Source organism: Massilia sp. UYP11, from assembly GCF_050434805.1.
Lineage (GTDB): Bacteria > Pseudomonadota > Gammaproteobacteria > Burkholderiales > Burkholderiaceae_D > Telluria.
On record NZ_JBNDJE010000003.1, the window covers coordinates 327,395 to 350,887 of the forward strand.

The following is a 23,493-nucleotide window of genomic DNA, read 5'->3' on the forward strand; positions in this document are numbered from 1 at the left end:
TGGCTGGCTACGCGGTTTAACGACCCGTCGCCGCCGGCTGCTTGAAGTACTTGAAGAACTCCGAGCTCGGGTCCACCACCAGCACATCGCTGCGGTCCTTGAAGCTGGCGCGGTAGGCTTCGAGCGAACGGTAGTAGCGGGCGAATTCCGGGTTCTTGCCGAACGCTTCGGCGTAGATGGCCGAGGCTTTCGCGTCGCCGTCGCCCTTGACCTTCTCTGCGTCGCGGAAGGCTTCGGCGATGATCACGGTGCGCTGGCGGTCGGCGTCTGCGCGGATCTGCTCGGACTCGGCGGCGCCGGTCGAGCGCAGCTCGTTGGCGACGCGAACGCGCTCGGCGCGCATGCGTTCGTACACCGAGTTGTTGATCTGCTCGATGTAATCCACGCGCTTGAGGCGCACGTCGACGATGCCGACGCCGATCTCTTTTGCCTCGGCCACGACCTTGGCCTGCACCGCCGCCATCACCGCGGCGCGCTCGCCGGAAATCACTTCGCGCACGGTGCGCTTGGTGATCTCGTCGTTCAGCGCCGCCTTGATGATCTGCGACATGCGGTCGCGCGCACGGCTTTCGTCACCACCGAAGCTGACGTAGTACAGGCGCGGATCCTCGATGCGCCATTTCATGAAGGCATCGACCAGGATGTTCTTCTTCTCGGCCGTGATGAAACGGTCGGCGTCGGGCGTGTCCAGCGTGAGGATGCGCTTGTCCAGGTAGATCACGTTCTGGAACGGCGGCGGCAGCTTGAAGTGCAGGCCCGGCTGGGAGATCACTTCCTTGACCTGGCCGAGCGCGAACACGATCGCGAAGCGGCGCTGGTCGACGACGAAGATCGTGGACGACAGCAGCATCAGTGCGATGAAGCCCGCGACGAAAATAGTTACGAGGCGGTTCATCAGCGGGTCTCCCTGTCGCGTGAGGTATCACGGGTGCGCTCGTCTCGCTGGCGCACCGCTTCCATGGCCTGGGTCACTTCGGCCGGCTGGCCGTTCGGCTGCAACTGCACCGGACCGGATTTGCTGCCGACCTGGGCATCGTTGGCCGCCTGCTGCTGCATCAGCTTGTCGAGCGGCAGGTACAGCATGTTGTTGTTGGCGCGCGAGTCGACCAACACCTTGGTGGTGCTGGTGAAGATCTGCTGCATGGTGTCGATGTACATGCGGTCGCGGGTCACGGCCGGAGCGCGCGCATAGGCGGCCACCACCTGGTCGAAGCGCGACGCGTTACCGGTCGCATTCTCGACCACCATCGAGCGGTAGGCTTCGGCGTCCTGCTGCAGGCGGAAGGCCTGGCCGCGCGCCTGCGGAATGATCTGGTTGGCGTACGCTTCACCTTCATTGCGGGCGCGGGCGCGGTCCTGGCCGGCGCGCACGGCGTCGTCGAAGGCGCTCTGCACCTGTTCCGGCGGCTGCACGCCCTGCATCGTGACGTTGGTGATCAGGGCGCCCAGCGCATAGCGGTCGGCGATCGACTGCATCATCGAATGCACGTCGGCGGCGACCTTCTCGCGGCCTTCGTACAGGACGAAGTCCATCTTGTTGCGGCCGACCACTTCGCGGATCGCCGTCTCGGCGATCTGGCGCACGCTGTCGTCCTGGTCGCGGTTGTTGAACAGCCAGGCGACCGGATCCTTCAGCGTGTACTGCACCGCGAACTGGATGTCGATGATGTTTTCGTCATCGGTCAGCATCAGCGATTCTTGCGGCTGCTTGTTGCGCACGTTCGCCCGGTACCCGATCTCGGCAGTGCGGATCTGCGAGGTGTTGACGGTCTCGTGGGCCTGGAACGGATACGGCCAGCGCCAGTTGAAGCCCGGCGTGGTCGAGTGGCTGTATTTGCCGAAGGTGGTCACAACGCCGACCTGGCCCTCTTGCACGATGAAGGCGCCGCTGGCGAGCCAGATGAAGCCGACGATGACGGCGATCACGCCGGCGCCGATGCCGGCGCCGCGCATTTCGCCGCGCGGGCCGCCATTGTCGCCGCCGCCGTTGTTGTTGCCGCGGCCGCCGAACATGCGGTTCAGGCGCGCATTGAAGTCGCGCCACATCTGGTCGAGGTCGGGAGGACCGTCACCGGGACGGCGACCATCCTGGGCCTTGCGGTCGTCTTCGGGGTTGCGTCCCCAGCGTGGGTCGTTCAGCGACAATTTGACGCCGAATCTTTTTAGTAGAGAAACAAGCATAGGCTAGTTGGGCCTGACATGGGTGGAAGTTGGCATATTATCGGCAAGACCGCCGGGGTGCGCGTCCACCGACGCGTCATCCTCGGCGAGCCCGGAGGCTTCGTCGTGCTCTTCGTTTTCTGGGTTGTCATACCCGCCCCGACCCGGCGCGGATGCGGCCGCCTCGGCAATTGCCGAACGCAGCAGATCCAGGCCGGCGCCGCTGTGGGCGCTGATGAAAACCCGGTTGATCTTATCATACTCATCACGCTCGACCCCAGGTTCCAGCCCGGCGGCATCGATCTTGTTCCACACCAAAATTTGCGGAACATGATCTGCGCCAATCTCGCGCAAGACTTCATTGACCTGTTCGACCTGCTCCATCCGCGTCGGGGACGCGCTGTCGACCACGTGCAGCAAGAGGTCGGCATGGATGGTTTCTTCGAGCGTGGCGCGGAACGCGGCCACCAGCTGGTGCGGCAGTTCGCGCACGAAACCGACGGTGTCCGAGATCACGACGCTGCCGACCTCGTCGTTCAGGTACATGCGACGGCTGGTGGTGTCGAGGGTCGCGAACAGCTGGTTCGCGACGTACACGCCGGCCTTGGTCAGCGTATTGAACAGGGTCGACTTGCCGGCATTGGTATAACCGACGAGCGACACAGAAAACGTCTTGTTGCGGCCGCGCTGGCGGCGCTGGGTCTCGTGCTGCTTGCGCAGCTTGGCCAGCCGCGCGCGCAGCATCTTGACGCGCTCGCCGATCAGCCGGCGGTCGGTCTCGAGCTGGGTCTCACCCGGACCGCGCAGGCCGATACCGCCCTTTTGACGTTCCAGGTGGGTCCAGCCGCGGATCAGGCGCGTGGCCAGGTGCTGCAGCTGGGCCAGCTCGACCTGGAGTTTACCCTCGTGGCTCTTGGCGCGCTGGGCGAAGATGTCGAGGATCAGGCTGGTGCGGTCGATCACGCGCAGCTGGAGACGGCGTTCCAGGTTACGCTGCTGGGCAGGAGAGAGAGCGTGGTTGAAGATGACGATCTCGGCGCCAAGGGCCTTGGCGTCGAGGGCGATTTCGTCGGCCTTGCCGCTGCCGACGAAATGCGCGGGGTCCGGGCTGCTGCGCTTCGCCGTGATCGTGGTGATCGGTTCGGCGCCGGCGGAGCGCGCAAGCAGCGACAGTTCTTCGAGACTGGCATTGAAGTCGCCAGTCCCGAAGTCGATGCCGACCAGCGCTGCGCGCAAGGTGGGAGTGCCGGGGGCGTCAGCCATCGGCCTCACTCGGCTTCGTTGGAGTCGAGGTTAAGGTTGACGGCACGTGCCGGCACGACGGTGGAAATGGCATGCTTATAGACCATCTGGGTCACGGTATTACGAAGCAAAACGACGTATTGGTCGAAGGATTCGATGTGGCCCTGGAGTTTGATACCGTTGACGAGGTAGATCGAGACAGGGACGTGTTCCTTGCGCAAGGCGTTGAGGAATGGGTCTTGTAACAGTTGCCCTTTGTTGCTCATAACAGCTCCGTAATGTTGTTGTAGTTAAAAGTTTGAGGCGATGTGCCGGATTTCAAGTAGCTAGAGCCATATTCCGCCTGAGCGAATGCAGCCTAAGCCTACTGTAACCTGTTTTGCGGGTTTTTGTCGTACTGCTACTGTCTCGAATCTGACAATTCAATCCTTGGCAAACGGGTTTTTCCCGCTGCGCAGCTCGATCCGCAGCGGGGTGCCGACCAGGCTGAACGTCTCACGGAAATGCTTCTCCAGATAACGCTTGTACGGCTCGGTAATGCCGTCGAGGGCATTGCCGTGGATGACGATGATCGGTGGGTTCTGGCCGCCCTGGTGGGCATAGCGCATTTTCGGACGCGACGTACCCTTACGCTTCGGCTCTTGCTTCTCGACCGCCTCTTGCAGCGCGCGCGTCAGGCGCGGCGTCGACAGGTTGGCGGTGGCGGCGGCATACGCCGCTTCGACCGACTTCATCAGCTGCGACACACCGGTGCCGCGCAGCGCCGACACGAAGTGGGTCTTGGCGAAACTGAGGAAGTCCAGCTTGCGGTCGAGGTCGATCTTGACCTCTTCGCGCTCTTGCGTCTGCAGGCCATCCCATTTATTCACGGCCACGACCAGCGCCCTGCCCGACTCCAGGATGAAGCCGGCGATGTGCGCATCCTGCTCCGAAATATCCTGCTGGGCGTCGAGCAGCAGGATCACGACATTGGCGTCCGAGATCGACTGCATGGTCTTGACCACCGAGAACTTCTCGATCGCTTCGAAGATCTTGCCGCGGCGGCGGATACCGGCGGTATCGATCAGCGTGAAGCGCTTGCCGTCGCGTTCGAACGGCACTTCGATCGAGTCGCGGGTGGTGCCCGGCATGTCGAAGGCGATCACGCGCTGCTCGCCGACCAGGGTGTTGATCAACGTGGACTTACCGACGTTGGGACGGCCGACGATGGCGATCTTGAAGCCGTGGTCGGCCGGCTCGAGCTCTTCAGGCTCTTCCGGACGGCCTTCGAAGGCCATGTCGAGCGCTTCGTTGACCAGGTCGTGCACGCCGTCGCCATGGGCGGCGGAGATGACGTAGGGGTCGCCCATGCCGAGTTCATAGAAGTCGGCGGTGACCGAGGTGTACTTCATGCCTTCCGACTTGTTCACCACGAGCATGACCTTGCGGTTGCTCTTGCGCAGGAAGTCGGTGATGGTCTTGTCGTGCGGGGTCAGGCCCTGGCGGCCGTCCACGATGAACACGACCACGTCGGCCTCGGCCACGGCCTGGCGCGTCTGCAGCGCCATTTCATGCATGATGCCTTCTTTGGCGACCGGCTCGAAACCGCCCGTGTCGATGACCAGGAAAGGCCGTTCGCCAATCCGGCCTTCGCCATAGTGGCGGTCGCGTGTCAGGCCAGGGAGGTCGGCCACCAGCGCGTCACGCGAACGGGTCAGGCGGTTAAATAAGGTCGATTTCCCGACGTTGGGACGACCTACGAGTGCGATTACCGGCTTCATGTTGTAGTCTATTCGACCGCGATGGCGGTCACAGTTCCATTTTGTGTTTGAAAAATCAGGTTCGTGCCGGCCACCAGCGGCGTGCCCATGATCGGGCTGCCGTCGGTCGCTGCGCGCGCCAGGAAAGAGCCGTCCTCGCGCGACAGGAAGTGCACGAAGCCCTCGAAGTCGCCGACCGCGACGGCGCGGCCATACGACAGCGGGGTCGACAGGTTGCGGAAGGCCAGCTTGTCGTTCTTCCAGCTCGAAGAACCGGTGTCGCGGGTGAAGGCATGCACGGCGCCCTTGTCGTCCGGCGCGAACACGTACAGCTGATCGACGGCGACGCCGACGCTGGAGGACAGGTCGCGGGTCCACTTGGCCGAACCGGTGACCAGGTCGAAGCAGCCGACGCGGCCCTGGTAGGACACAGCGCACACATCGTTCTCGAACAGCACCGGGGCGCCGCCGATGTCGGTCACGCGCTCCAGTTCGGTGGCGCCGCGTGCGACGCCCACCTCGACGTCCCAGCGCGGCGCGCCGGTGGCCAGGATCAACGACGACAGCTTGCCGCCCGGCTGGGCCACGATGACGTCGCTGCCGGCCACGATCAGGCCCGGCGCAGTGCGCAGGGTGAGCGGCGGCGCGACCTTTTGCACGGTCCACTTCTTGTTGCCGTTGGCAGCGTCGATGCCGACGATGCGGTTGTCGATCGAGCGCGCTACCACGATGCCCTGCGACACCACCGGCGCCGACAGGATCTCGCTCGACAGCTGGGTCTTCCACAGCGCCTTGCCATCCATGTCGAAGGCCAGCAGCTGGCCCTTGTCGGCGCCGACCACGATCAGGTTGCCGTCCGTGCCGACCCCGGCCGAGAGTTCGGTATCGGCCTTGATGCGCCACAGTTGCTTGCCGCTCTCGGCTTCGACGCGCGCGATCGCGCCGTCGGCGCCGGCCACGACCACCGTGTTGCCGGTCAGCGCAGGCGAGAAGGTGTAGCCGCGCGCCTTGCCGATATCAAGTTTCCATGCGGTACGCACGGCCATGCTGCCTTTGAGTTCGACCAGCTTGGCCGGCTGGTCGCCCTTCTTTTCCGACGCGAATGGATTGAGCGAATTGAGGGTCGAGCAACCCGTCATCAGGGCCAGTACGCCGACACCAACAAGCTTGCTGCAAATACGCATTTTGTTCTACCTTGTTCCTGGACTATAGAGGACGCAAGGCCCGCGCCGCCGTCAGGCATGCGCGGGCCCTCTCATGGGGGAGGTTTACGCGGCTGCCTTTTGCTCGGCAGCTGCTTCCGTTTTCTTGTCGCCTGGTACGGTGCCGCCGATCGCTTCCAGCTTGATCTGCACCAGCTGACGCCCCGGCGCATTCGGATCCATGGCGGCGATCGCCGCGACATAGGCCGCGCGCGCCTCGTTCAGCTTGTTCTGCGCGACCAGCACGTCGCCCTTGCGGTCGTTCACTGCCGCGGTGAACTGCGGCAGGAAGGTGCCGTTCAATACCTTCAGCGCTTCGTCGAATGCCTTTTCGTCCAGCAGCACGCCGGCCAGGCGCAGGTTGGCGATCGATTTGTATTCGTCGTTGCCGTGCTCGGCCGCCCACTGCAGCTGCGCCTTGGCGGTCTTGAGGTCGTTCGCCTCGAAGGCGGTCTTGGCCGCGGCCAGGGCCGCCATCGGGGCGTAGGCCGACGCTTCGTACCTGGCGCGGATGTCGTTCGCCACGCGCTGCACCTTGGCATTGTCGTTCGCCAGCAGCGACGTCTGCAGCTCGTCGTACAGCGCCGACGCCTCGACCGACTTGTTGCGTTGGTGCGTCTGCCAGTAATTCCAGGCGGCGAAGGAGCCGAGCGCGAGAATCAGGACCCAGATGATGATGTTGCCGTACTGCGACCAGAACGCCTTGAAGGAATCAAGCTGTTCCTGTTCCTGGTGATCGTATGCCATGTGCGTGTTCTTGTGGTGAGTGGTTTATTGGCGGCGCCGGACGCCGGTTACGGATGGTAATGCACGTGATCGTGGTCGTGATCGTGGTCGTGGCCACCGGTGATCTGGTCGACCAGGTAGTCGACCACTTCCTCGAACGGCACGGCGGCCTGCTGCTGCTCGCCCACTTCGCCGCGCATGGTCTTCACTTGCGCGGCATTGTTCGCAATCTCGTCCTGGCCGATGATGACGGCAAAGGCGGCGCCGCTGCCGTCGGCCTTCTTCATCTGGCTCTTGAAACTGCCCGCACCCGTTGGCGTTGCGCAATGTAACACAACATCCAGGCCGGCATCCCGAATCCGCTCGGCCAGGATGAAGGACTGCAGCTGCGCCTCTTCTCCCTGGTGGACCATGTAGACGTCGCACACGTTCGGCTCATGCGGCTCGCCCAGCCCTTTCATCAGCTCGATGATGCGTTCCATGCCCATCGCGAACCCGACCGCCGGGGTCGGCTTGCCGCCGAAGGTCTCGATCAGCGGATCGTAGCGCCCGCCCGCGCAGATCGTGCCCTGGGCGCCCAGCTCGTCGGTGACCCACTCGAACACGGTGCGGTTGTAGTAATCCAGGCCGCGCACCAGGCGCGGGTTGACGGTGTACTGCACCGCGTTCTTGTCCAGGAGCGCCTTGACGCCGTTGAAGTGGGCCAGCGACTCTTCGCCCAGGTAGTCCAGCAGGCGCGGCGCGGCGTTGACCATCTCTTGCATCGCCGGGTTCTTGGTGTCCAGGATGCGCAGCGGATTGCTGTGCAGGCGGCGCTTGGCCTCGGCGTCGAGGAGGTCCTGATGCTGTTCCAGGTAGGCGATCAGGTCGGCGCGGTGGCGGTTGCGCTCCTCGGCATTGCCGATCGAGTTCAGCTCGAGACGCACGTTCTGCAGGCCCAGGTCATCCCACAGGCGGCGCGACATCATGATCATCTCGGCGTCGATGTCCGGGCCCGAGAAGCCGATCGCCTCGGCGCCAAACTGGAAGAACTGGCGATAGCGGCCGCGCTGCGGACGCTCGTGGCGGAACATCGGGCCCTTGTACCACAGGCGGCGCGGGCCGTCGTAGACCAGGTTGTGCTCGAGCACGGCGCGCACGACGCTGGCCGTGCCTTCCGGACGCAGGGTCAACTGGTCGCCGTTCATCGCATCCTCGAAGGAGTACATCTCCTTTTCGACGATGTCGGTGACGGCGCCGATGGCGCGCGCGAACAGGCCGGTCTGCTCGACGATCGGCGTCACGATCTTCTGGTAGCCGTAGCTCTTCAGGATCGTTTCGGTGGTGTTCTCGAACAGCTCCCACAGCGGCGCATCTTGCGGCAGGATGTCGTTCATGCCTTTGATGGCGACGATTTTTTCTGGTTTGGACATAAGTGTTAGCTCTCAAATCACCGTCGTTCCCGCGACGGCGGGAACCCAAGTTGCTCAGTGCAGTGGTACAGCAAGCAAACTGGGTTCCCGCCTTCGCGGGAACGACGAGCGGGGCCGGTGGCCGTATTTTATTGCGTTACCGCGTCGCGGCTGTAGTTCTTCTTCACATAATCGAGCACGATGGTCTTGAACTCATCGACGATGCGCTCGCCGCGCAGGGTCGCGAATTTCTGGCCATCGACGAATACCGGCGCGGCCGGCGATTCGCCGGTGCCCGGCAGGCTGATGCCGATGTTCGCGTGCTTCGATTCGCCCGGACCGTTGACGATGCAGCCCATCACGGCCACGTTCATCGCCTCCACGCCCGGATAGGTTTGCTTCCATTCCGGCATCTGCTCGCGCAAGAAGCTCTGGATGTTGTCGGCCAGCTCCTGGAACACGGTCGAGGTCGTACGGCCGCAACCCGGGCAGGCGATCACCATCGGGGTGAACTTGCGCAGGCCCATCGTCTGCAGGATCTCCTGGCCGACCACGACTTCCCGCGTGCGGTCGCCGCCCGGCTCCGGCGTCAGCGAAATGCGGATGGTGTCGCCGATGCCTTCCTGCAGCAGCACCGACAGCGCCGCGGTCGAGGCGACGATGCCCTTGCTGCCCATCCCGGCCTCGGTCAGGCCCAGGTGCAGCGGATAGTCGCAGCGGCGCGCCAGTTCGCGGTAAACCGCGATCAGGTCCTGCACGCCCGAGACTTTACAGGACAGGATGATCTTGTCGCGCGCCAGGCCGACTTCCTCGGCGCGCACGGCGTTCTCGATCGCCGACGTGATCAGGGCTTCGTACATCACCGCCTGGGCGCTCCATGGATTGGCGCGCGTGGCGTTCTCGTCCATGATGCGCGCCAGCAGCGACTGGTCGAGACTACCCCAGTTGACGCCGATGCGGACCGGCTTGTCATATTTGGCGGCGATCTCGATCATCTGGGCGAACTGGGTGTCGCGCTTGGCGCCCTGCCCCACATTGCCCGGATTGATCCGGTATTTCGACAGCGCCCGCGCGCATTCCGGATAGTCGCGCAGCAGCAGGTGGCCGTTGTAGTGGAAGTCGCCCACCAGCGGCACGTCGACTTCCATGCGGTCGAGCTGTTCGCGGATCGCCGGCACGGCCGCCGCCGCAGCCGGCGTATCGACCGTGATGCGCACGATCTCGGAACCGGCGCGCGCCAGTTCCTTGACCTGGATCGCGGTGCCGATCGCGTCGGCGGTGTCGGTGTTGGTCATCGACTGCACCACCACCGGGGCGTCGCCGCCCACCCAGACCTTGCGCTCGCCATTGGCCACCAGGACCTTGCGGCTGGCGCGGCGCGCAAGCGGGCCGGATGGTATTGCTGCGGCCGGCGCAGGCTGAGAGGTGCGGTCTTCGTTCAACGAGTTCATGTGATGTATTCCAGCTTCAACTTATTTCAGCGCCACGCGCGCAATGGTCCGACCCGACTGCTGCGGCAGCGCGACCTCGGCGCCGCGCAGGGTCGCGCTGACGCCGCCGGGGGCGCCGACCACCAGGGTCGCCGGACCGGTCAGCTCGACCGACTCGGTGCTGCCGCCCTTGACCAGGCGCGAGATCAGGGGACGGCCGCCGGCGCTCGGGCGCACTTCGATCCAGGAATCCTCGCGCACGTTCAGCACCAGGGTGTTGGCGCCGGCGGCGGGCGCCACGGCGGTGACCGCTGCGGCGGCGGTCGAGACGCCCGGGGCCAGCGTCGCGCCCGGCGCCGCGGCGCTCGGCGTTCCCACCGGCGCGCTGGCCGGCGGCTGCACGGCCGGCGCCGGGGCGGTCGGGGCGGCCGCCGGGGTGCCCGCCGGGGCGCCCCCTGGAGTGGCCGGCGTGGAACCGGGCGCTGCCGCCGGCGGCGCACCTTCGCCGGCCGGCGCCGGCACCGAGATCAACGGCACCGATGGATTGAGCAGGCCCGGGTGGGCGTCAGGCGCGGGCGCCGCGCCCGGCGCGGTCGCGCCCGGGGCAACGACGCCGGCGGCCGGGTTGTCCAGCACCATGGGGTCACCCGTCGCGCCATCGCGCTGCAGGCTTGGAATCAGGTCGAACTGCCAGGCCGCGACGGCGGCGCCGGCCGCCACCACGGCGGCCACGATCCAGCCCAGCGGCAGGCGGTTGCGGCGGCCGGCGATCGGGAAACGGGTCTGGGAAAACGTGGCCGGCCGCTGTTCGCGGCGCACGGCGCTGGTGTTGACGGGAGCGCCTGCCTGGGCTTCCGGCGGCATGTTCAACTCGATCATCGATACCAGCGGCGCGGCGTCGATCTTGAGCAGCTTGGCATAGACCCGCACGAAGCCGCGTGTCACGGCCGGGCTCGGCAGCGCGGCGTAATCGCCCGCTTCCAGCGCCACTACCTGGCGCGGCGCCAGCTTCAGCTGGTCCGCCACCTGTTCCACACTCCAGCCCATCGCTTCGCGCTGGGATTGCAGGGTCTTGCCAGGGATGCCGGGCTGGTTGCCCGGCGTAGCCGGCTGATCTGCTTGCTCGTTCATTGTCCTCGTCCTTGTCCGTGTGAGCTTCTAGTTGAGCTTGTCTTCGTGCCTACTCGTCGAAAGCGCCGCGCTCGAATGCCGCGTATTCGGGCGAACCGGGGAAGCGCCGGCGCAGCTGGGCCGCGAGCGTCGCTTCATGGGTCCGGTCGCCCAGATGGCGCTGTACGCGCAGCGCGAGCCAGAGCGCGTCGGCCGGCAGTGCCTCGATGCTGGCCGTCTCGATCAGGCGATTCACGAAAAAACCGGCGCGCTGCATGTCGCGCCGCTCGTAGTACACCCGCGCCAGGCCGGCATTCACGGCCGGCAGCGCCGGGCTCAAGCGCAGGGCCTCGAGCAGGTAGCGCTCGGCCGCGTCGAGATTCCGGTTCTTGATGCTGCACGCGCCCGCATTGATCAGCGCGGAGAGCGGCGTCTGGTAGGCGGGATTCTTGAGGGCGGCATCGAAATACCGCAGCGCCTCGAGCGGCCGGTTCACCGACTGGCACAGGAAGGTGCCGTAGTTGTTCGCGAACTCGGGATTGCCCGGTTCGAGGCGCAGCGCGTGGCGATGGTTCTCGTCGGCCAGCGGGAACTGCCCCATCGACGTATAGATCAGGGCCCGCAGGCCATAGGCGTCGGCGTAGTTCGGATCGGCCGCCAGCGCCTGCTTGACTTCGTCGAGGGCGATCTCGTGCTTGCCCTCCTGGTAGTAGCCGACCGCCAGCTGCACCCGGATCGAGGCGCGCTTTTCCAGCGCGGTCTGGTCCGAGGCGGTCCTGAGTTCGCCGCCGCGCGTCGTCGCCGCGCCGCCCGGCCCCGTGCCGGCGCAGCCGGCCAGCACAACGAGGGACAGGATCGATGCGGATGCGAGCCAGGCGGCGGCGAATTTCATCAGGTCGGGATCTCCACGATGCGGCCGAAGTCGGCGCCGAATTTCTTCTGGTACTCGGCCATCTTTTCCATGCGCTCGGCCACCCGGGTGCGGTCCTTGACCTCGCCCGCCAGCTGGCCGCAGGCGGCGTCGATGTCGTCGCCGCGCGTCTTGCGCACGGTGGTCACGATGCCGGCGTTCATCAGGACTTCGGCGAAGGCCTTGATGCGCGGGTTCTTGGAGCGGGTCAGGCCCGACTCGGGGAAGGGATTGAACGGGATCAGGTTGAACTTGCAGTTCACGCCGACCACCGGATCGTTCACCAGCGCGATCAATTCGCGCGCATGCTCGTCGCTGTCGTTGAAGCCGTCGAGCATGCAGTACTCGAAGGTGATGAAGTCGCGCGGCGCGAATTCGAGATAACGCTTGCAGGCGGCCATCAGCTCGCGCAGCGGGTATTTTTTATTGAGGGGCACCAGGATGTCGCGCAGCGCATCGTTCGAGGCGTGCAGCGACACGGCCATGGCGACCGGCACGTCCTGCGACAGCTTGTCGATATTCGGCACCACGCCCGAGGTCGACAGGGTCACGCGGCGGCGCGACAGGCCGTAGGCGTTATCGTCGAGCATCATCTTGAGCGCGGTGACGGTCGGCTCGTAGTTCAGCAGCGGCTCGCCCATGCCCATCATCACCACGTTGGTGATCTGGCGCTCGCCTTTCGGACCCGGCTCGATGCCCTTGGTGCGGCGCAGCTCGAACTCGGCCATCCACAGCTGGCCGATGATCTCGGCGACCGTCAGGTTGCGGTTGAAGCCCTGCTTGCCGGTCGAGCAGAAACGGCAGTTGACGGCGCAGCCGGCTTGCGTGGAGATGCACAGCGTGCCGCGGTTTTCTTCCGGAATGAACACGGTCTCGACCGCGTTGCCGTTGCCGACGTCGACCAGCCATTTGCGGGTGCCGTCGCTGGCCGTCTTGTCGCTCACGATGGCCGGCGCACGCACTTCGGCGCGCGACCTGAGCTTTTCGCGCAGCGACTTGGCCAGGTCGGTCATGCTGTCGAAGTCGCTTGCTCCGAACTGGTGGATCCAGCGTTGCAACTGCTTGGCGCGGAACGGTTTCTCACCCAAGTCGGCGCAGTAGGCGACGAGTTGCGCGGGATCAAAGTCCAGCAAATTGGTGAGAGTAGTCATGATGTAATCCTATATTCCTGAACCCGCTTGCGCCAGCCCTGGGCTGCGGGCAAGCGGGTTACTCATTTAAATTAGTCCGGGGAAGTACACCGGGGAACGCCCGGACTGCGCTCCCCCTTACTAATTAACGCGAGTAGACGTTCAGCGCCGGGAAGTAGTAAGCGATTTCCACAGCCGCGGTTTCGGCAGCGTCCGAACCGTGGACGGCATTGGCGTCGATCGAGTCGGCGAAGTCGGCGCGGATGGTGCCGGCGTCGGCTTTCTTCGGATCGGTAGCGCCCATCAGGTCGCGGTTTTTCAGGATCGCGCCTTCGCCTTCCAGCACCTGGATCATCACCGGCCCCGAGATCATGAAGTCGACCAGGTCCTTGAAGAACGGACGCGCGGCGTGCACTGCGTAGAAGCCTTCGGCTTCAGCGCGCGACAGTTGCACCATGCGGGCAGCCACGATCTTCAGGCCGGCTTCTTCGAAACGGCTATAGATCTTGCCGATCACGTTTTTTGCAACTGCGTCCGGCTTGATGATGGACAGGGTGCGTTCGATTGCCATGAGAAAACTCCAATAAGTGAAAGGTTATGAACTGAGAAATTCGCGTGAACTTTGAGACTCAATCAACCTTCAATTTTACCATACCTGCCCCGGATCTCCGATATTGCGGTAGTGGCAAGCATGGTGTTACAGTGGCGGCAAAAGTCCGTCCAATGTGATCTGTTCTTCATCTTCAGTTAAGAAAAATGAGTTAGGATCAACGTGACGTACCTTGCGTAGCACTCGCACGTACCATTTATCTAAACCGGAGGCACTATATGTACCCTAGTACCCAACAGCAAAGTACCATCGACCTGAGCAAGGGTGGTCAGGCCACGCGTAACAAAGTGTTACGCAACACGTATTGGCTGCTGGCGCTGTCGATGATTCCTACCGTGCTCGGCGCGGTTGCCGGCATGTCCCTGGGCATCGCCTTCACCGGCATCATGGGCTTCGTGATCTTCCTCGCGATCGCTTTCGGCTTCATGTGGGCCATCCAGAAGAACAAGGATTCCAGCCTGGGCGTCGCCCTGCTGCTCGGCTTCACCTTCTTCATGGGCCTGATGCTGGCGCCGCTGCTGACCCACACGCTCAATTACTCGAACGGCGCCAGCCTGATCATGACCGCCTTCGGCGGCACCGCCGCCGTGTTCGCCGTGATGGCCAGCATCGCCACCACCACCAAGCGCGATTTCTCGGGCATGGGCAGCTGGCTGATGGCCGGCGTCGTCGTCCTGCTGCTGGCCGTCGTCGCCAACATCTTCCTGCAGATGTCGGTGATGTCGATCGTGATCTCGGTCCTGGCGATCGGCATCTTCTCGGCCTTCATCCTGTATGACGTGCAGCGCATCGTCAACGGCGGCGAGACCAACTACGTCACCGCCACCCTGTCGATCTACCTGAGCGTATTCAACATCTTCACCAGCCTGCTGCGCCTGCTGGGCATCGTGGGCGGCGACGACTGACCGATCGCTGTCTCTCGACAAGAAACCGGCCCGCGGGCCGGTTTTTTCATGGGCGCGTCACACGCAGCAGGCTGGCATCCAGACCATCGGTCAGGACGTAGATCGCGCCGTCAGGGCCGACCTTGACGTCGCGCATGCGCTGGTTCAGTTCCGCCAACAGCGTCTGCTGGCCGACGATCCTGCCCCCATCGCGCACGACACGGTAAACCGCGCGCGCCTTCAGCGCCGGCACCAGGAGGTCGCCGCGCCACCCGGGGAACTGGTCGCCCCGGTAGACCGCCAGGCCCGCCGGCGCGATCGACGGCGTCCATTCCAGCAGCGGCGCTTCGAAGCCCGCCAGGCGGCGAAACGGCGTGACGCGCCCGAACGGATAGTCGATGCCGGCCGTGACCAGCGGCCAGCCGTAGTTCTTGCCTGCCGCGATCCGGTTGATCTCGTCGCCGCCACGGGCGCCGTGTTCGGTGAGCAGCAGGTCGCCATTGGCCGGATCGACGGCGATGCCCTGCGCATTGCGATGACCGAGGCTGTAGATCTCGGGCGCGGCGCCGGGGCGGTTGACGAAAGGATTGTCGGCCGGCGCCCTGCCTTCGCGGTCGAGCCTGACGACCGTGCCCAGGTGATTGGCCGGGTTTTGCGCCTCTTCGCGGCGCCAGTTGCCGTCGCCGACCGTCAGCGCCAGCGTGCCGTCCGGCAGGAAGGCGATGCGGCCGCCGTTGTTGCCGGCGCGCGGCTTCGGCGTGGAGCTGAACAGCACCCGGACGTCCGCGAGCCGCTCGCCCGCCAGCCTGGCGCGCACCAGGCGCGTGCCGTTGGCGCCCTCCCCGCCGTGGCCCATCGTCAGGTACAGCAAGCCGTTGCGTTCGAAGTCGGGATCGATGGCGACGTCCATCAGGCCGATGGTGCGGCCACGCTGGAACACCGGCGGCAGGCCGTCCGTCGCGATCGGCGTCGAACCGCCATCGGCGCCGATGGCAAGCAGGCGCCCGCCCATCTCGGTGACCAGCAGGCGACCGTCCGGCAGGAAGGCCAGCGACCATGGCCGCTCGAGTCCCCGCGCGACCGTCGCGACGCGGTAGCTGGCCGGATCGACCGCATCGAGCCGCCCGGCCGCGCCGGGCGACGTCACGAGGAACAGCAAGGCCGGCACCAGCGCCAGCATGGCCGCCAGCGCCGCGTGGCGCCGCCGCTTGCCGGGGCCGCGCGCCGGCGCGCTCATGCGGGCATACAGCAGGCCGCCGACGAACCCCGTCGCGGCCATCAGCGCATGGTCGGCGGCGCCGCGGGTCGCGGCGATGGCCGGCATGGGAATCACGTGCAGCATCAGCCAGAACGCCACCCACAGGGCCACGACCGCCGCCAGCGCGAAGATGGCGCTGCGCCAGGGTGACGGCGCGCGTTGCGCCAGCAGGTGCCCGGCGCCGAACGCCGGCAACAGCGCGACCAGCGCGATGCCGGTCATGACCGCGCCAAAGCCGGCCAGGTCGCCCAGGGTGGCCCGCAGCCGCTCCGCCAGGCCGACCGGCGCACCGAGCGCGGTGAGTTCGCCGAGATTGATCTGCGTCTGCACGACGCTGGCGACGGCCGCCGTGGCCACCGCGGCGGCAAGCCAGGCGGCGAGGTGCCGGGTGAGGTGTTTCATTCGATTCCTTCCGATGTTGCGCGGGCCGGACGCGTCATCGCACCGCGACCAGTTCCTTGATCCGCACCGCCAGCGCGTCCAGCGCGAACGGCTTGGTCAGCACCTGCATCCCCGGCATCAGGTGGCCGTTGCCGATCAGGCTGTTCTCGGCGTAGCCGGTGATGAACAATACCTTCAGCCCTGGCCTGCGCTCGATGCCGGCTTCGGCCATCTGGCGCCCGTTCATGCCGCCGGGCAGGCCGACGTCGGTCACCAGCAGGTCGATGCGCGCATCCGACTGCAGCAGCTTGAGTCCGGCCACGCTGTCGGCCGCCTCCAGCGCCACGTAGCCCAGGTCTTCCAGCACCTCGGTCACGAGCATGCGCACCGACGGCTCGTCGTCGACCACCAGCACCGTCTCGCCCTGGCCGGCCGGCGCTTGCGGCGCCGGCGGCAGGCCGATGTCTTCCGGCTTGAGTTCGCCATAATAGCGCGGCAGGTAGATGCACACCGTGGTGCCCTTCCCCAGCTCGGAATAAATGCGCACCTGGCCGCCCGACTGGCGCGCGAAACCATGGATCATCGACAGGCCCAGACCGGTGCCCTCGCCCATCGGCTTGGTGGTGAAGAACGGTTCGAACACCTTGGCCACGATCTCCGGCGTCATGCCGGTGCCGATATCGGTCACGCACAGCGACAGGTACTGGCCTTCCGGGATGTCATGCGTCCTGGAAGCCGAGTAATCGAGCCATTTGTTGGCGGTCTCGATCGTGATGCGGCCGCCGTCGGGCATGGCGTCGCGCGCGTTGATGCACAGGTTCAGCAAGGCGTTCTCGAGCTGGCCGGCATCGACCAGGGTCGGCCACAGTCCGACCGCGCCGACCACCTCGAGCGTGATCTGGGGCCCGATGGTGCGCCGGATGAGTTCTTCCATGCCGGACACCAGCGCATTAACGTCAATCGGCGTCGGCGCCAGCGTCTGGCGCCGCGAGAAGGCCAGCAGGCGGTGCGTGAGCGCGGCGGCGCGGCGAGCGGCGCCCTGCGCCACCGCGACGTAGCGCTCGAAATCGCTGAAACGCCCCTGGCGCATCCGGATCTGCATCAGGTCGAGCGCGCCGGTGATCCCCGCCAGCAGGTTGTTGAAGTCGTGGGCCAGGCCGCCGGTGAGCTGCCCCACGGCCTCCATTTTTTGAGCCTGGCGCAGCTGCTCTTCCAGGTTGCGCTGGGCCGTCGTCTCGATCCCGATGCCGGTGCGGCGCAGCGGCTGCCCGTGCTCGTCGAGATAGGTGCGCCAGCGCGAATGCACCCAGCGCACGGCGCCGTCGGGATGCAGCAGGCGGTATTCGAAGTTCGCGTCCTTGCCCGAGGTGAGGCTGCCCGCGATCTCGGCCATCAGTCCCGGACGATCGTCCGGATGGACGTTGGCCATGAGTTCCTCGACCGGCACGCCGCCGGCGGCGCGCACCGGCTCCACGCCATACAGGTCGGCGATCGCGGCATCGCAGGTGCAGGTGCGCGCCTGCAGGTCGGCGGTCCAGATGCCGACGCCGCCTACCGAGCGCAGGGCAAGGCGGGTAAAGTCCTCGGCGTCCTGCAAGGCTGTCTCGCGCCGGCGCCCGTGCGTCTGGTCGCGCCCGGCGGCAACCACCCTGCCCTCCTGGAAGGCGCCGGTCCAGCCGAACCAGCGCCATGAGCCGTCCTTGTGGCGCAAGCGGTATTCATGGGGCGTCACCAGGGGGCGCTCAAGCACGCCCGCGAACACGGCCAGCGTCGCGTCCAGGTCGGCCGGATGAGTGAACTCGATGAACTTGCGGCCGACGATCTCGTCGTCGGCATAGCCCAGCAGCCGGAGCCATGCCGGATTGACCGCTTCGATCGTCCCATCGCGCGCGACGACGACCAGCAACTCCTGGGAAAACCGCCAGAAACGCGCGCCTTGACGCCCGTCGTGATCGCCGTGTTTGGTCATGTCCATACGCACCTCTGTTTCCCTACAGTAAAACCGAGATGGATAGGCTGGTCTGTACGGTGTCGCTCATCCGTAGCAGCTGCTGGCCAAAACGTCAAACCGCCGGCCCGGCAGAACCGGGCCGGCGGCATGATCCCGCCGCTCGCGGCCCTCAGGCGAGGTCCGGCGTCGCGGGCACGTCGGCCGGCACATAGGCCGCGCCATCGGCGGGGCGCGCCGGCTTGTCGCCCAGCTCGAACACGCCGATCGATTCGACGTGCGAGGTGTGGGGGAACATGTTCACCACCCCCGCCTTCGTCATCACATAGCCCGCCTTGTGCACCAGGATGCCGGCGTCGCGCGCCAGGGTCGACGGGCTGCACGAGACGTAGACGATGCGCTGCGGCATCAGGTGTTCGTGGGTCTCGCGCAGTTCGGCCAGCGCCTGCGCCAGGGCCATGGCGCCGTCGCGCGGCGGATCGATCAGCATGCGCTCGAAACGGCCCAGCGCCACCAGGTCGGCTTTGGTGACTTCGAACAGGTTACGGGTGGAGAACGCGGTCTTCCCGGCCAGGCCGTTTGCCCTGGCGTTCTCCAGCGCGCGCGTGGTGAGCGCCGTGCTGCCCTCGATGCCGACCACCTCGCGCGCCTGGGTTGCCAGCGGCAGCGTGAAGTTGCCCAGGCCGCAGAACAGGTCGGCCACGCGGTCGTCCTTCTGCACGTCCAGCAGGCGCAGCGCCTTCGACACCAGCACGCGGTTGATGTGGTGGTTCACCTGGGTGAAGTCGGTCGGCTTGAACGGCATGCGGATGCCGAACTCGGGCAGCGTGTAAACCAGTTCCTTGCCCAACGGGTAGAACGGATAGGCCGTGTCCGGGCCCTTCGGCTGCAGCCACCACTGGATTTCCCACCCGTCGGCGAAGGCTTTCAGCAGGGTCTCGTCGGCGGCGCTGAGCGGCGCCATGATGCGCAGCACCAGCACCGTCGTCTCTTCTCCGATCGCCACCTCGATCTGCGGCACCTGGCTGTAGATCGACAGGGCGCCGATCAGCTCGCGCAGCGGCACCAGCAGGCGTGCGACGTGGTCCGGCAGGATCTCGCAGGTGGTGATGTCGGCGACATAGGACGAGGCGCGCTCATGGAAGCCGACCAGGATGCCGCCCTTCTTCGGCACGTGGCGCACCGACAGGCGCGCGCGGTAGCGGTAGTCCCAGGTCGGGCCGTACATCGGGCGCATGATCATCTCGGCCTTTACCCTGCCGAGGTGCCACAGGTTGTCTTCCAGCACGCGCCCCTTCATCGCCACCTGCGCAGCCGGCTCCAGGTGCTGCATCGAGCAGCCGCCGCAGTAGCCGAAATGCCGGCACTTCGGCTCGACCCGCATCGACGAGGCGCGCTGCAGGGTGACCATGCGGCCCGATTCCCAGTTCTTCTTCTTGCGCAGCGTCTCGAAGCTGACGCGTTCGCCCGGCAGCGCGCCTTCGACGAAGACCACCTTGCCTGGCGAGCCGTCCTCGTTCTCGAGGTGGCCAACGCCGCGCCCGTCCATGTCGAGGGATTTGATGTCGATGAAGATTTCTTGCATGGTGATGAGAAAGTGGAGTGAAGGCTGGCTCAGGCCCCGGCCGGCGGGGCGCGCATGGCCGGCCGCGCAAAAAGAAAATGGCCGAAACGGCCCGGCGGGCATGATAACAAGGAATCGGGGTGGGCGCTACCGGACGGCTTTGCCGTCACAGCAGGGAATCGCGCACCACGCCGCGCGCCGCCATCGCGCGCTTGAGCTTGACCAGCGCTTCCTGCTGGATCTGGCGCACCCGCTCGCGCGTCACGCCCATCTCTTCGGCCAGGGTTTCCAGCGTCGCCGGATCGTCGTTGTCGAGGCCGAAACGGCGGGTGACGACCAGGCGCTGCTTGTCCGGCAGCCGGGTCAGCCAGTCGCGCACCAGCAGCGCCACCTCCTGCTGCTCAGCGTGGGCGTCGGGACTGCCTTCGCCGTCGTCGGGCAGCATGTCCATCAGGCTCGATTGCGGATCGTTGTCGAGCGGCGCATCGAGCGAGGTCGCGTGCTCGGACAGGGTCAGGATGTCTTGCACTTCCTCGACCGGGCGGCCGACCAGGCTGGCGATGTCCTCGCTCGAGGCTTCCTTGCCGTCGTGCTTCTGGGCCTCGAGGTGGTATTTGGCGCGCAGCACGCCGTTGAGCTCGCGCACCATGTGCACCGGCAGGCGCACGGTGCGGGCCTGGTTCATGATGGCGCGCTCGATGCTCTGGCGGATCCACCAGGTGGCATAGGTCGAGAAACGAAAGCCGCGCTCGGGCTCGAACTTGTCGATGGCGCGCATCAGGCCGATATTGCCCTCCTCGATCAGGTCGAGCAGGACCACGCCGCGGTTGATGTAGTGCTTGGCGATCGAGACGACCAGGCGCAGGTTATGCTCGATCATCTTCTGGCGCGCGCCGAAGTCGCCGGACTTCGCCAGGGTGGCGAAGTGGACTTCCTCGCCGGGCGTGAGGAGCGGCCTGGCGCCGATCTGGTTCAGGTAGTGCTGGGTAGTGTCGGTCGCGAGCTCGGCCTGCAAGACCTTGCGCAACTCGTCGACCGTCTCGGTGCTGGCGTGGCACGCGAGCGCTTCCTCGCCCGCCACGCCGGCCGCGCCGTCGATGCGCCCGACCCGGTCGGTCTCGTCGTCAGCATGCGCGCGCTCGCTTTCCGGCTCATCCGGAAACTCGTCCGTATCCTCCTGGTCCAGCGAGTGCGGCGGGTGCGTCATACCGTTCCTAACGAACGGGCAAGAACCTCGTCGGGTCGACCGGCTTGCCCTGCTGGCGAATCTCGAAATGCAACTTGACCGCATCGGCATCGGAGTCGCCCATCTCGGCGATCATCTGGCCACGGCTCACGTTGTCACCCTCCTTGACCACGATCTTGCGGTTGTGGGCATACGCGGACAACAGGCTGTTGCTGTGCTTGACGATGACGAGATTACCATAACCGCGGATGCCACTGCCAGCATACATTACCTTGCCCGAACCGGCGGCGACCACTGGTTGGCCCAGCTTGCCGGCGATGTCGATTCCCTTGTTGCGGCCATCGTCGAAGGTGGCGATGACGCGGCCTTCCGAGGGCCACATCCAGCTCAGGCGCGCTTCGTCGCTGGTGGCCGGGGCCGAGCTCGCAGGCGCCGGCGGCGCGGCCGGAGCGGTGGTGGCCGGCGGCGTGGCGGCAGCCACCTTGCCTTCGCTGTAGGGGGTCTTGTCGGCGCGCGGCTCGGTCTTGCGCGGCACGCTGGCCGACGGCGGCATCGGCACCGGCTGGGTCTGCACATTCGCGGTGCGCTCGCCTTCCGGCTGGGTCACGCGCAATACCTGGCCAACCTTGATGTCGTCCGGATTGGCCAGGTGGTTCCAGGTCACCAGGTCGCGGTAATTCTGGCCGAAGTCGAGCGCAATGCGCAGCAGGGTGTCGCCCTTGCGCACGGTGTACATGCCGCGCTCGTCCTGTTTCGGCGCTTCTTCCACGCGTGCGGGAGCTGGCCGGCTTGGCGCGGCGCTGACGGGGCGCTCGACGACCGGCGCCTGGCGGGTAGTGGTGGAACAACCGGCCATGAGGCCGATGAAGATCGTCAGGAGGGCTAAACGCGGTGCTTGTGTCATTGGCATTCTTTTGTATTTACGGCGTACAACGGGGTTTCAGATGGTGCCTGGGCGCAGCGGCACGAAGTGGCACGCTTCCAGCATTTCGCTGGTCCACTCGGATTTGCCGGTGCGGGTGATACGGTGCAGGTGCTGGACCTGGGCGCCGACCGGCGCCACGAGATGCGCGCCGATGGCCAGCTGCTCGAGCAAGGCCCGCGGCACCTCGAGGCCGGCGGCGGCGAGGATAATGCCATCGAAAGGCGCGACCTGTGGCAAGCCTAGCATACCATCCCCATACTGCAAACGCAGGTTCGATATCCGCAGCGGCCGCAGGTTGGTCTTCGCGAGCTCGTGCAAGGGCCTGATGCGCTCGATCGAATACACATCTTTTGCGACGAACGACAGGACCGCGGCCTGGTAGCCGCAGCCGGTGCCGATCTCCAGCACTTTTCCCAGCATGGCGCCGGGAGGCATCGCTTCGCGCATTGCTTCTATCATGCGGGCCACGATATAGGGCTGGGAAATCGTCTGGTTGTGGCCGATCGGCAGCGAGGCGTCGACGTAGGCCTGGCCCGACATGGCCGGTTCGATGAACAGGTGGCGCGGCACGGTTTCCATCGCCCTCAGGACCTGCGGATCGGCCACGCCCTGGCGCGCGATTCGGCCCACCATCGCGCGCCGCACCGCTTCGGTGGCCTCCAGGTCGGAACGCCGGGCAGCCGGCGCGCTGCCGGCCACCTGCACATAGCCGGGCGTGCGCGGCGCCGGGCCTGGGGACGGCGGCGTCCTGGCGCCGGTATAGGTGGTGGCGTTGCGGGTGGCGGTCTGCGGCGTCTGCACCGGCGCCGGCGTGCCGGGCTTGCGCGCGCCGCTCGTCACCGAGGACAGCGGCAGCGGAAAGTTCGGTCGCGCATCCTTCATGCCAGCCCTCCCGCCAGCAGGGCCAACTGGGTCTTGTGGGTCAGGTCGATCTGCAGCGGCGTGATCGACACGCGGCCCTGCGCGGTCGCGTGGAAGTCGGTGCCCTCGCCCGCGTCGCGGCAGGCGCCGGGCGCGCCGATCCAGAAGATCTCGCGGCCGCGCGGATCCTGCGCACGGATCACGGGTTCGGCCTGGTGGCGGCGTCCGAGGCGGGTCGGCGTCAGCGGGCCGATGTCCTCGTACGGCAGGTTCGGGATGTTCACGTTCAGCAGGAAGGGCTTGGGCAGCATGTCGAAGCCACCGGCGGCGAAACGCTCGACGATGTCGCGCGCCACCCGGGCGGCCGAATCGACATGGGCCCAGCCGCCGTGCACCTGCGAGAAGGCGATTGCCGGCAGACCGAACAGGAAGGCTTCAGTGGCGGCGGCGACAGTGCCGGAATACAGGGTGTCGTCGCCCATATTCTGGCCATTATTGATACCAGAAACCACCAGATCGGGCGGCGCATCGGACATGCCGGTCAGGGCGATGTGCACGCAGTCGGTCGGCGTGCCATTGGTGAAATAGTAGCCGTTGGCCGATTTGTAGACCGACAACGGCCGGTCCAGGGTCAGCGAATTCGACGCGCCGGAGCGATTGCTGTCGGGGGCGACGACGACGATGTCGGCGATCGGCGCGAGCGCGTCCGCCAGCGCGGCCAGCCCGGGCGCCAGATAACCGTCATCGTTGCTGATCAAGATTCGCATGGCGGAGATTTTACCTGAAGCAACGCCCGTATCGATACCCGACATGAGAATTTCACGCCAGGATTTCAC

21 protein-coding genes are annotated in these 23,493 nt (G+C 65.9%); 1 reads left to right on the forward strand and 20 read right to left on the reverse strand.

What is annotated here, in order from left to right:
- Nucleotides 1-16: 16 nt before the first annotated feature.
- The 13 genes from hflC to ndk all read right to left on the reverse strand — a co-directional run bounded on the left by hflC (nt 17) and on the right by ndk (nt 13,611).
- Nucleotides 17-895 carry a protease modulator HflC gene (hflC, locus tag ABIB38_RS08140; RefSeq protein WP_429203257.1) on the reverse strand — a complete coding sequence of 293 codons (879 nt, stop codon included), beginning with the start codon at nt 893-895 and terminating at the stop codon, nt 17-19.
- On the reverse strand, nt 895-2,181 hold the full coding sequence (gene hflK, locus ABIB38_RS08145; RefSeq protein ID WP_429203258.1) for an FtsH protease activity modulator HflK: 1,287 nt from the start codon (nt 2,179-2,181) through the stop codon (nt 895-897). Before hflK ends, hflC begins: the two co-directional genes overlap by 1 nt.
- Before the next feature lie 3 nt (nt 2,182-2,184).
- Nucleotides 2,185-3,396, reverse strand: a complete 1,212-nt coding sequence (hflX, locus tag ABIB38_RS08150; RefSeq protein WP_429203382.1) for a GTPase HflX — start codon at nt 3,394-3,396, stop codon at nt 2,185-2,187.
- 32 nt (nt 3,397-3,428) lie between these two features.
- A complete protein-coding gene (gene hfq, locus ABIB38_RS08155; protein WP_005666255.1) occupies nt 3,429-3,668 on the reverse strand; it encodes an RNA chaperone Hfq in 240 nt (79 codons plus the stop codon).
- A gap of 156 nt (nt 3,669-3,824) precedes the next feature.
- Nucleotides 3,825-5,162 carry a ribosome biogenesis GTPase Der gene (der, locus tag ABIB38_RS08160; RefSeq protein ID WP_429203259.1) on the reverse strand — a complete coding sequence of 446 codons (1,338 nt, stop codon included), beginning with the start codon at nt 5,160-5,162 and terminating at the stop codon, nt 3,825-3,827.
- An 8-nt stretch (nt 5,163-5,170) separates the two neighbouring features.
- Nucleotides 5,171-6,325: an outer membrane protein assembly factor BamB gene (gene bamB, locus ABIB38_RS08165; RefSeq protein WP_429203260.1), complete on the reverse strand. Its 1,155-nt coding sequence runs from the start codon at nt 6,323-6,325 to the stop codon at nt 5,171-5,173.
- A gap of 84 nt (nt 6,326-6,409) precedes the next feature.
- The gene (locus tag ABIB38_RS08170) at nt 6,410-7,090 is read right to left on the reverse strand and encodes a YfgM family protein (protein ID WP_429203261.1); all 681 of its coding nucleotides are present in this window, start codon (nt 7,088-7,090) and stop codon (nt 6,410-6,412) included.
- Nucleotides 7,091-7,137: 47 nt separating this feature from the next.
- Entirely contained in the window at nt 7,138-8,481 is a 1,344-nt protein-coding gene (hisS, locus tag ABIB38_RS08175) for a histidine--tRNA ligase (RefSeq protein ID WP_429203262.1), read from the reverse strand.
- Between the two features lie 128 nt (nt 8,482-8,609).
- A complete protein-coding gene (gene ispG / locus ABIB38_RS08180; RefSeq protein ID WP_429203263.1) occupies nt 8,610-9,911 on the reverse strand; it encodes a flavodoxin-dependent (E)-4-hydroxy-3-methylbut-2-enyl-diphosphate synthase in 1,302 nt (433 codons plus the stop codon).
- A 21-nt stretch (nt 9,912-9,932) separates the two neighbouring features.
- Entirely contained in the window at nt 9,933-11,021 is a 1,089-nt protein-coding gene (locus ABIB38_RS08185) for a helix-turn-helix domain-containing protein (RefSeq protein ID WP_429203264.1), read from the reverse strand.
- Between the two features lie 49 nt (nt 11,022-11,070).
- On the reverse strand, nt 11,071-11,892 hold the full coding sequence (pilW, locus tag ABIB38_RS08190; RefSeq protein ID WP_429203265.1) for a type IV pilus biogenesis/stability protein PilW: 822 nt from the start codon (nt 11,890-11,892) through the stop codon (nt 11,071-11,073).
- Nucleotides 11,892-13,061 (reverse strand): 23S rRNA (adenine(2503)-C(2))-methyltransferase RlmN, encoded by a 1,170-nt coding sequence (gene rlmN / locus ABIB38_RS08195; protein WP_429203266.1) that lies wholly within the window; start codon nt 13,059-13,061, stop codon nt 11,892-11,894. The genes pilW and rlmN overlap by 1 nt, the downstream gene beginning before the upstream one ends.
- Nucleotides 13,062-13,185: 124 nt before the next feature.
- Nucleotides 13,186-13,611, reverse strand: a complete 426-nt coding sequence (gene ndk, locus ABIB38_RS08200; RefSeq protein ID WP_005666240.1) for a nucleoside-diphosphate kinase — start codon at nt 13,609-13,611, stop codon at nt 13,186-13,188.
- Nucleotides 13,612-13,868: 257 nt separating this feature from the next.
- Here ndk and ABIB38_RS08205 point away from each other — a divergent pair, with 257 nt between their 5' ends.
- Entirely contained in the window at nt 13,869-14,555 is a 687-nt protein-coding gene (locus tag ABIB38_RS08205; protein WP_429203267.1) for a Bax inhibitor-1/YccA family protein, read from the forward strand.
- Nucleotides 14,556-14,601: 46 nt separating this feature from the next.
- Here the strand turns inward: ABIB38_RS08205 and ABIB38_RS08210 are convergent, their stop codons facing one another.
- The 7 genes from ABIB38_RS08210 to surE all read right to left on the reverse strand — a co-directional run bounded on the left by ABIB38_RS08210 (nt 14,602) and on the right by surE (nt 23,424).
- Nucleotides 14,602-16,194, reverse strand: a complete 1,593-nt coding sequence (locus tag ABIB38_RS08210; protein WP_429203268.1) for a PQQ-dependent sugar dehydrogenase — start codon at nt 16,192-16,194, stop codon at nt 14,602-14,604.
- A gap of 34 nt (nt 16,195-16,228) precedes the next feature.
- Complete coding sequence (locus ABIB38_RS08215; protein ID WP_429203269.1) at nt 16,229-18,148, reverse strand: PAS domain-containing protein; 1,920 nt, start codon at nt 18,146-18,148, stop codon at nt 16,229-16,231.
- A gap of 145 nt (nt 18,149-18,293) precedes the next feature.
- Nucleotides 18,294-19,706: a 23S rRNA (uracil(1939)-C(5))-methyltransferase RlmD gene (rlmD, locus tag ABIB38_RS08220; RefSeq protein ID WP_429203270.1), complete on the reverse strand. Its 1,413-nt coding sequence runs from the start codon at nt 19,704-19,706 to the stop codon at nt 18,294-18,296.
- A 145-nt stretch (nt 19,707-19,851) separates the two neighbouring features.
- On the reverse strand, nt 19,852-20,892 hold the full coding sequence (rpoS, locus tag ABIB38_RS08225) for an RNA polymerase sigma factor RpoS (RefSeq protein WP_429203271.1): 1,041 nt from the start codon (nt 20,890-20,892) through the stop codon (nt 19,852-19,854).
- Nucleotides 20,893-20,899: 7 nt separating this feature from the next.
- A complete protein-coding gene (locus ABIB38_RS08230) occupies nt 20,900-21,775 on the reverse strand; it encodes a peptidoglycan DD-metalloendopeptidase family protein (protein ID WP_429203272.1) in 876 nt (291 codons plus the stop codon).
- Between the two features lie 36 nt (nt 21,776-21,811).
- Nucleotides 21,812-22,678 carry a protein-L-isoaspartate(D-aspartate) O-methyltransferase gene (locus tag ABIB38_RS08235; protein WP_429203273.1) on the reverse strand — a complete coding sequence of 289 codons (867 nt, stop codon included), beginning with the start codon at nt 22,676-22,678 and terminating at the stop codon, nt 21,812-21,814.
- Nucleotides 22,675-23,424, reverse strand: a complete 750-nt coding sequence (gene surE / locus ABIB38_RS08240) for a 5'/3'-nucleotidase SurE (RefSeq protein WP_429203274.1) — start codon at nt 23,422-23,424, stop codon at nt 22,675-22,677. The genes ABIB38_RS08235 and surE overlap by 4 nt, the downstream gene beginning before the upstream one ends.
- Between the last annotated feature and the right edge of the window lie 69 nt (nt 23,425-23,493).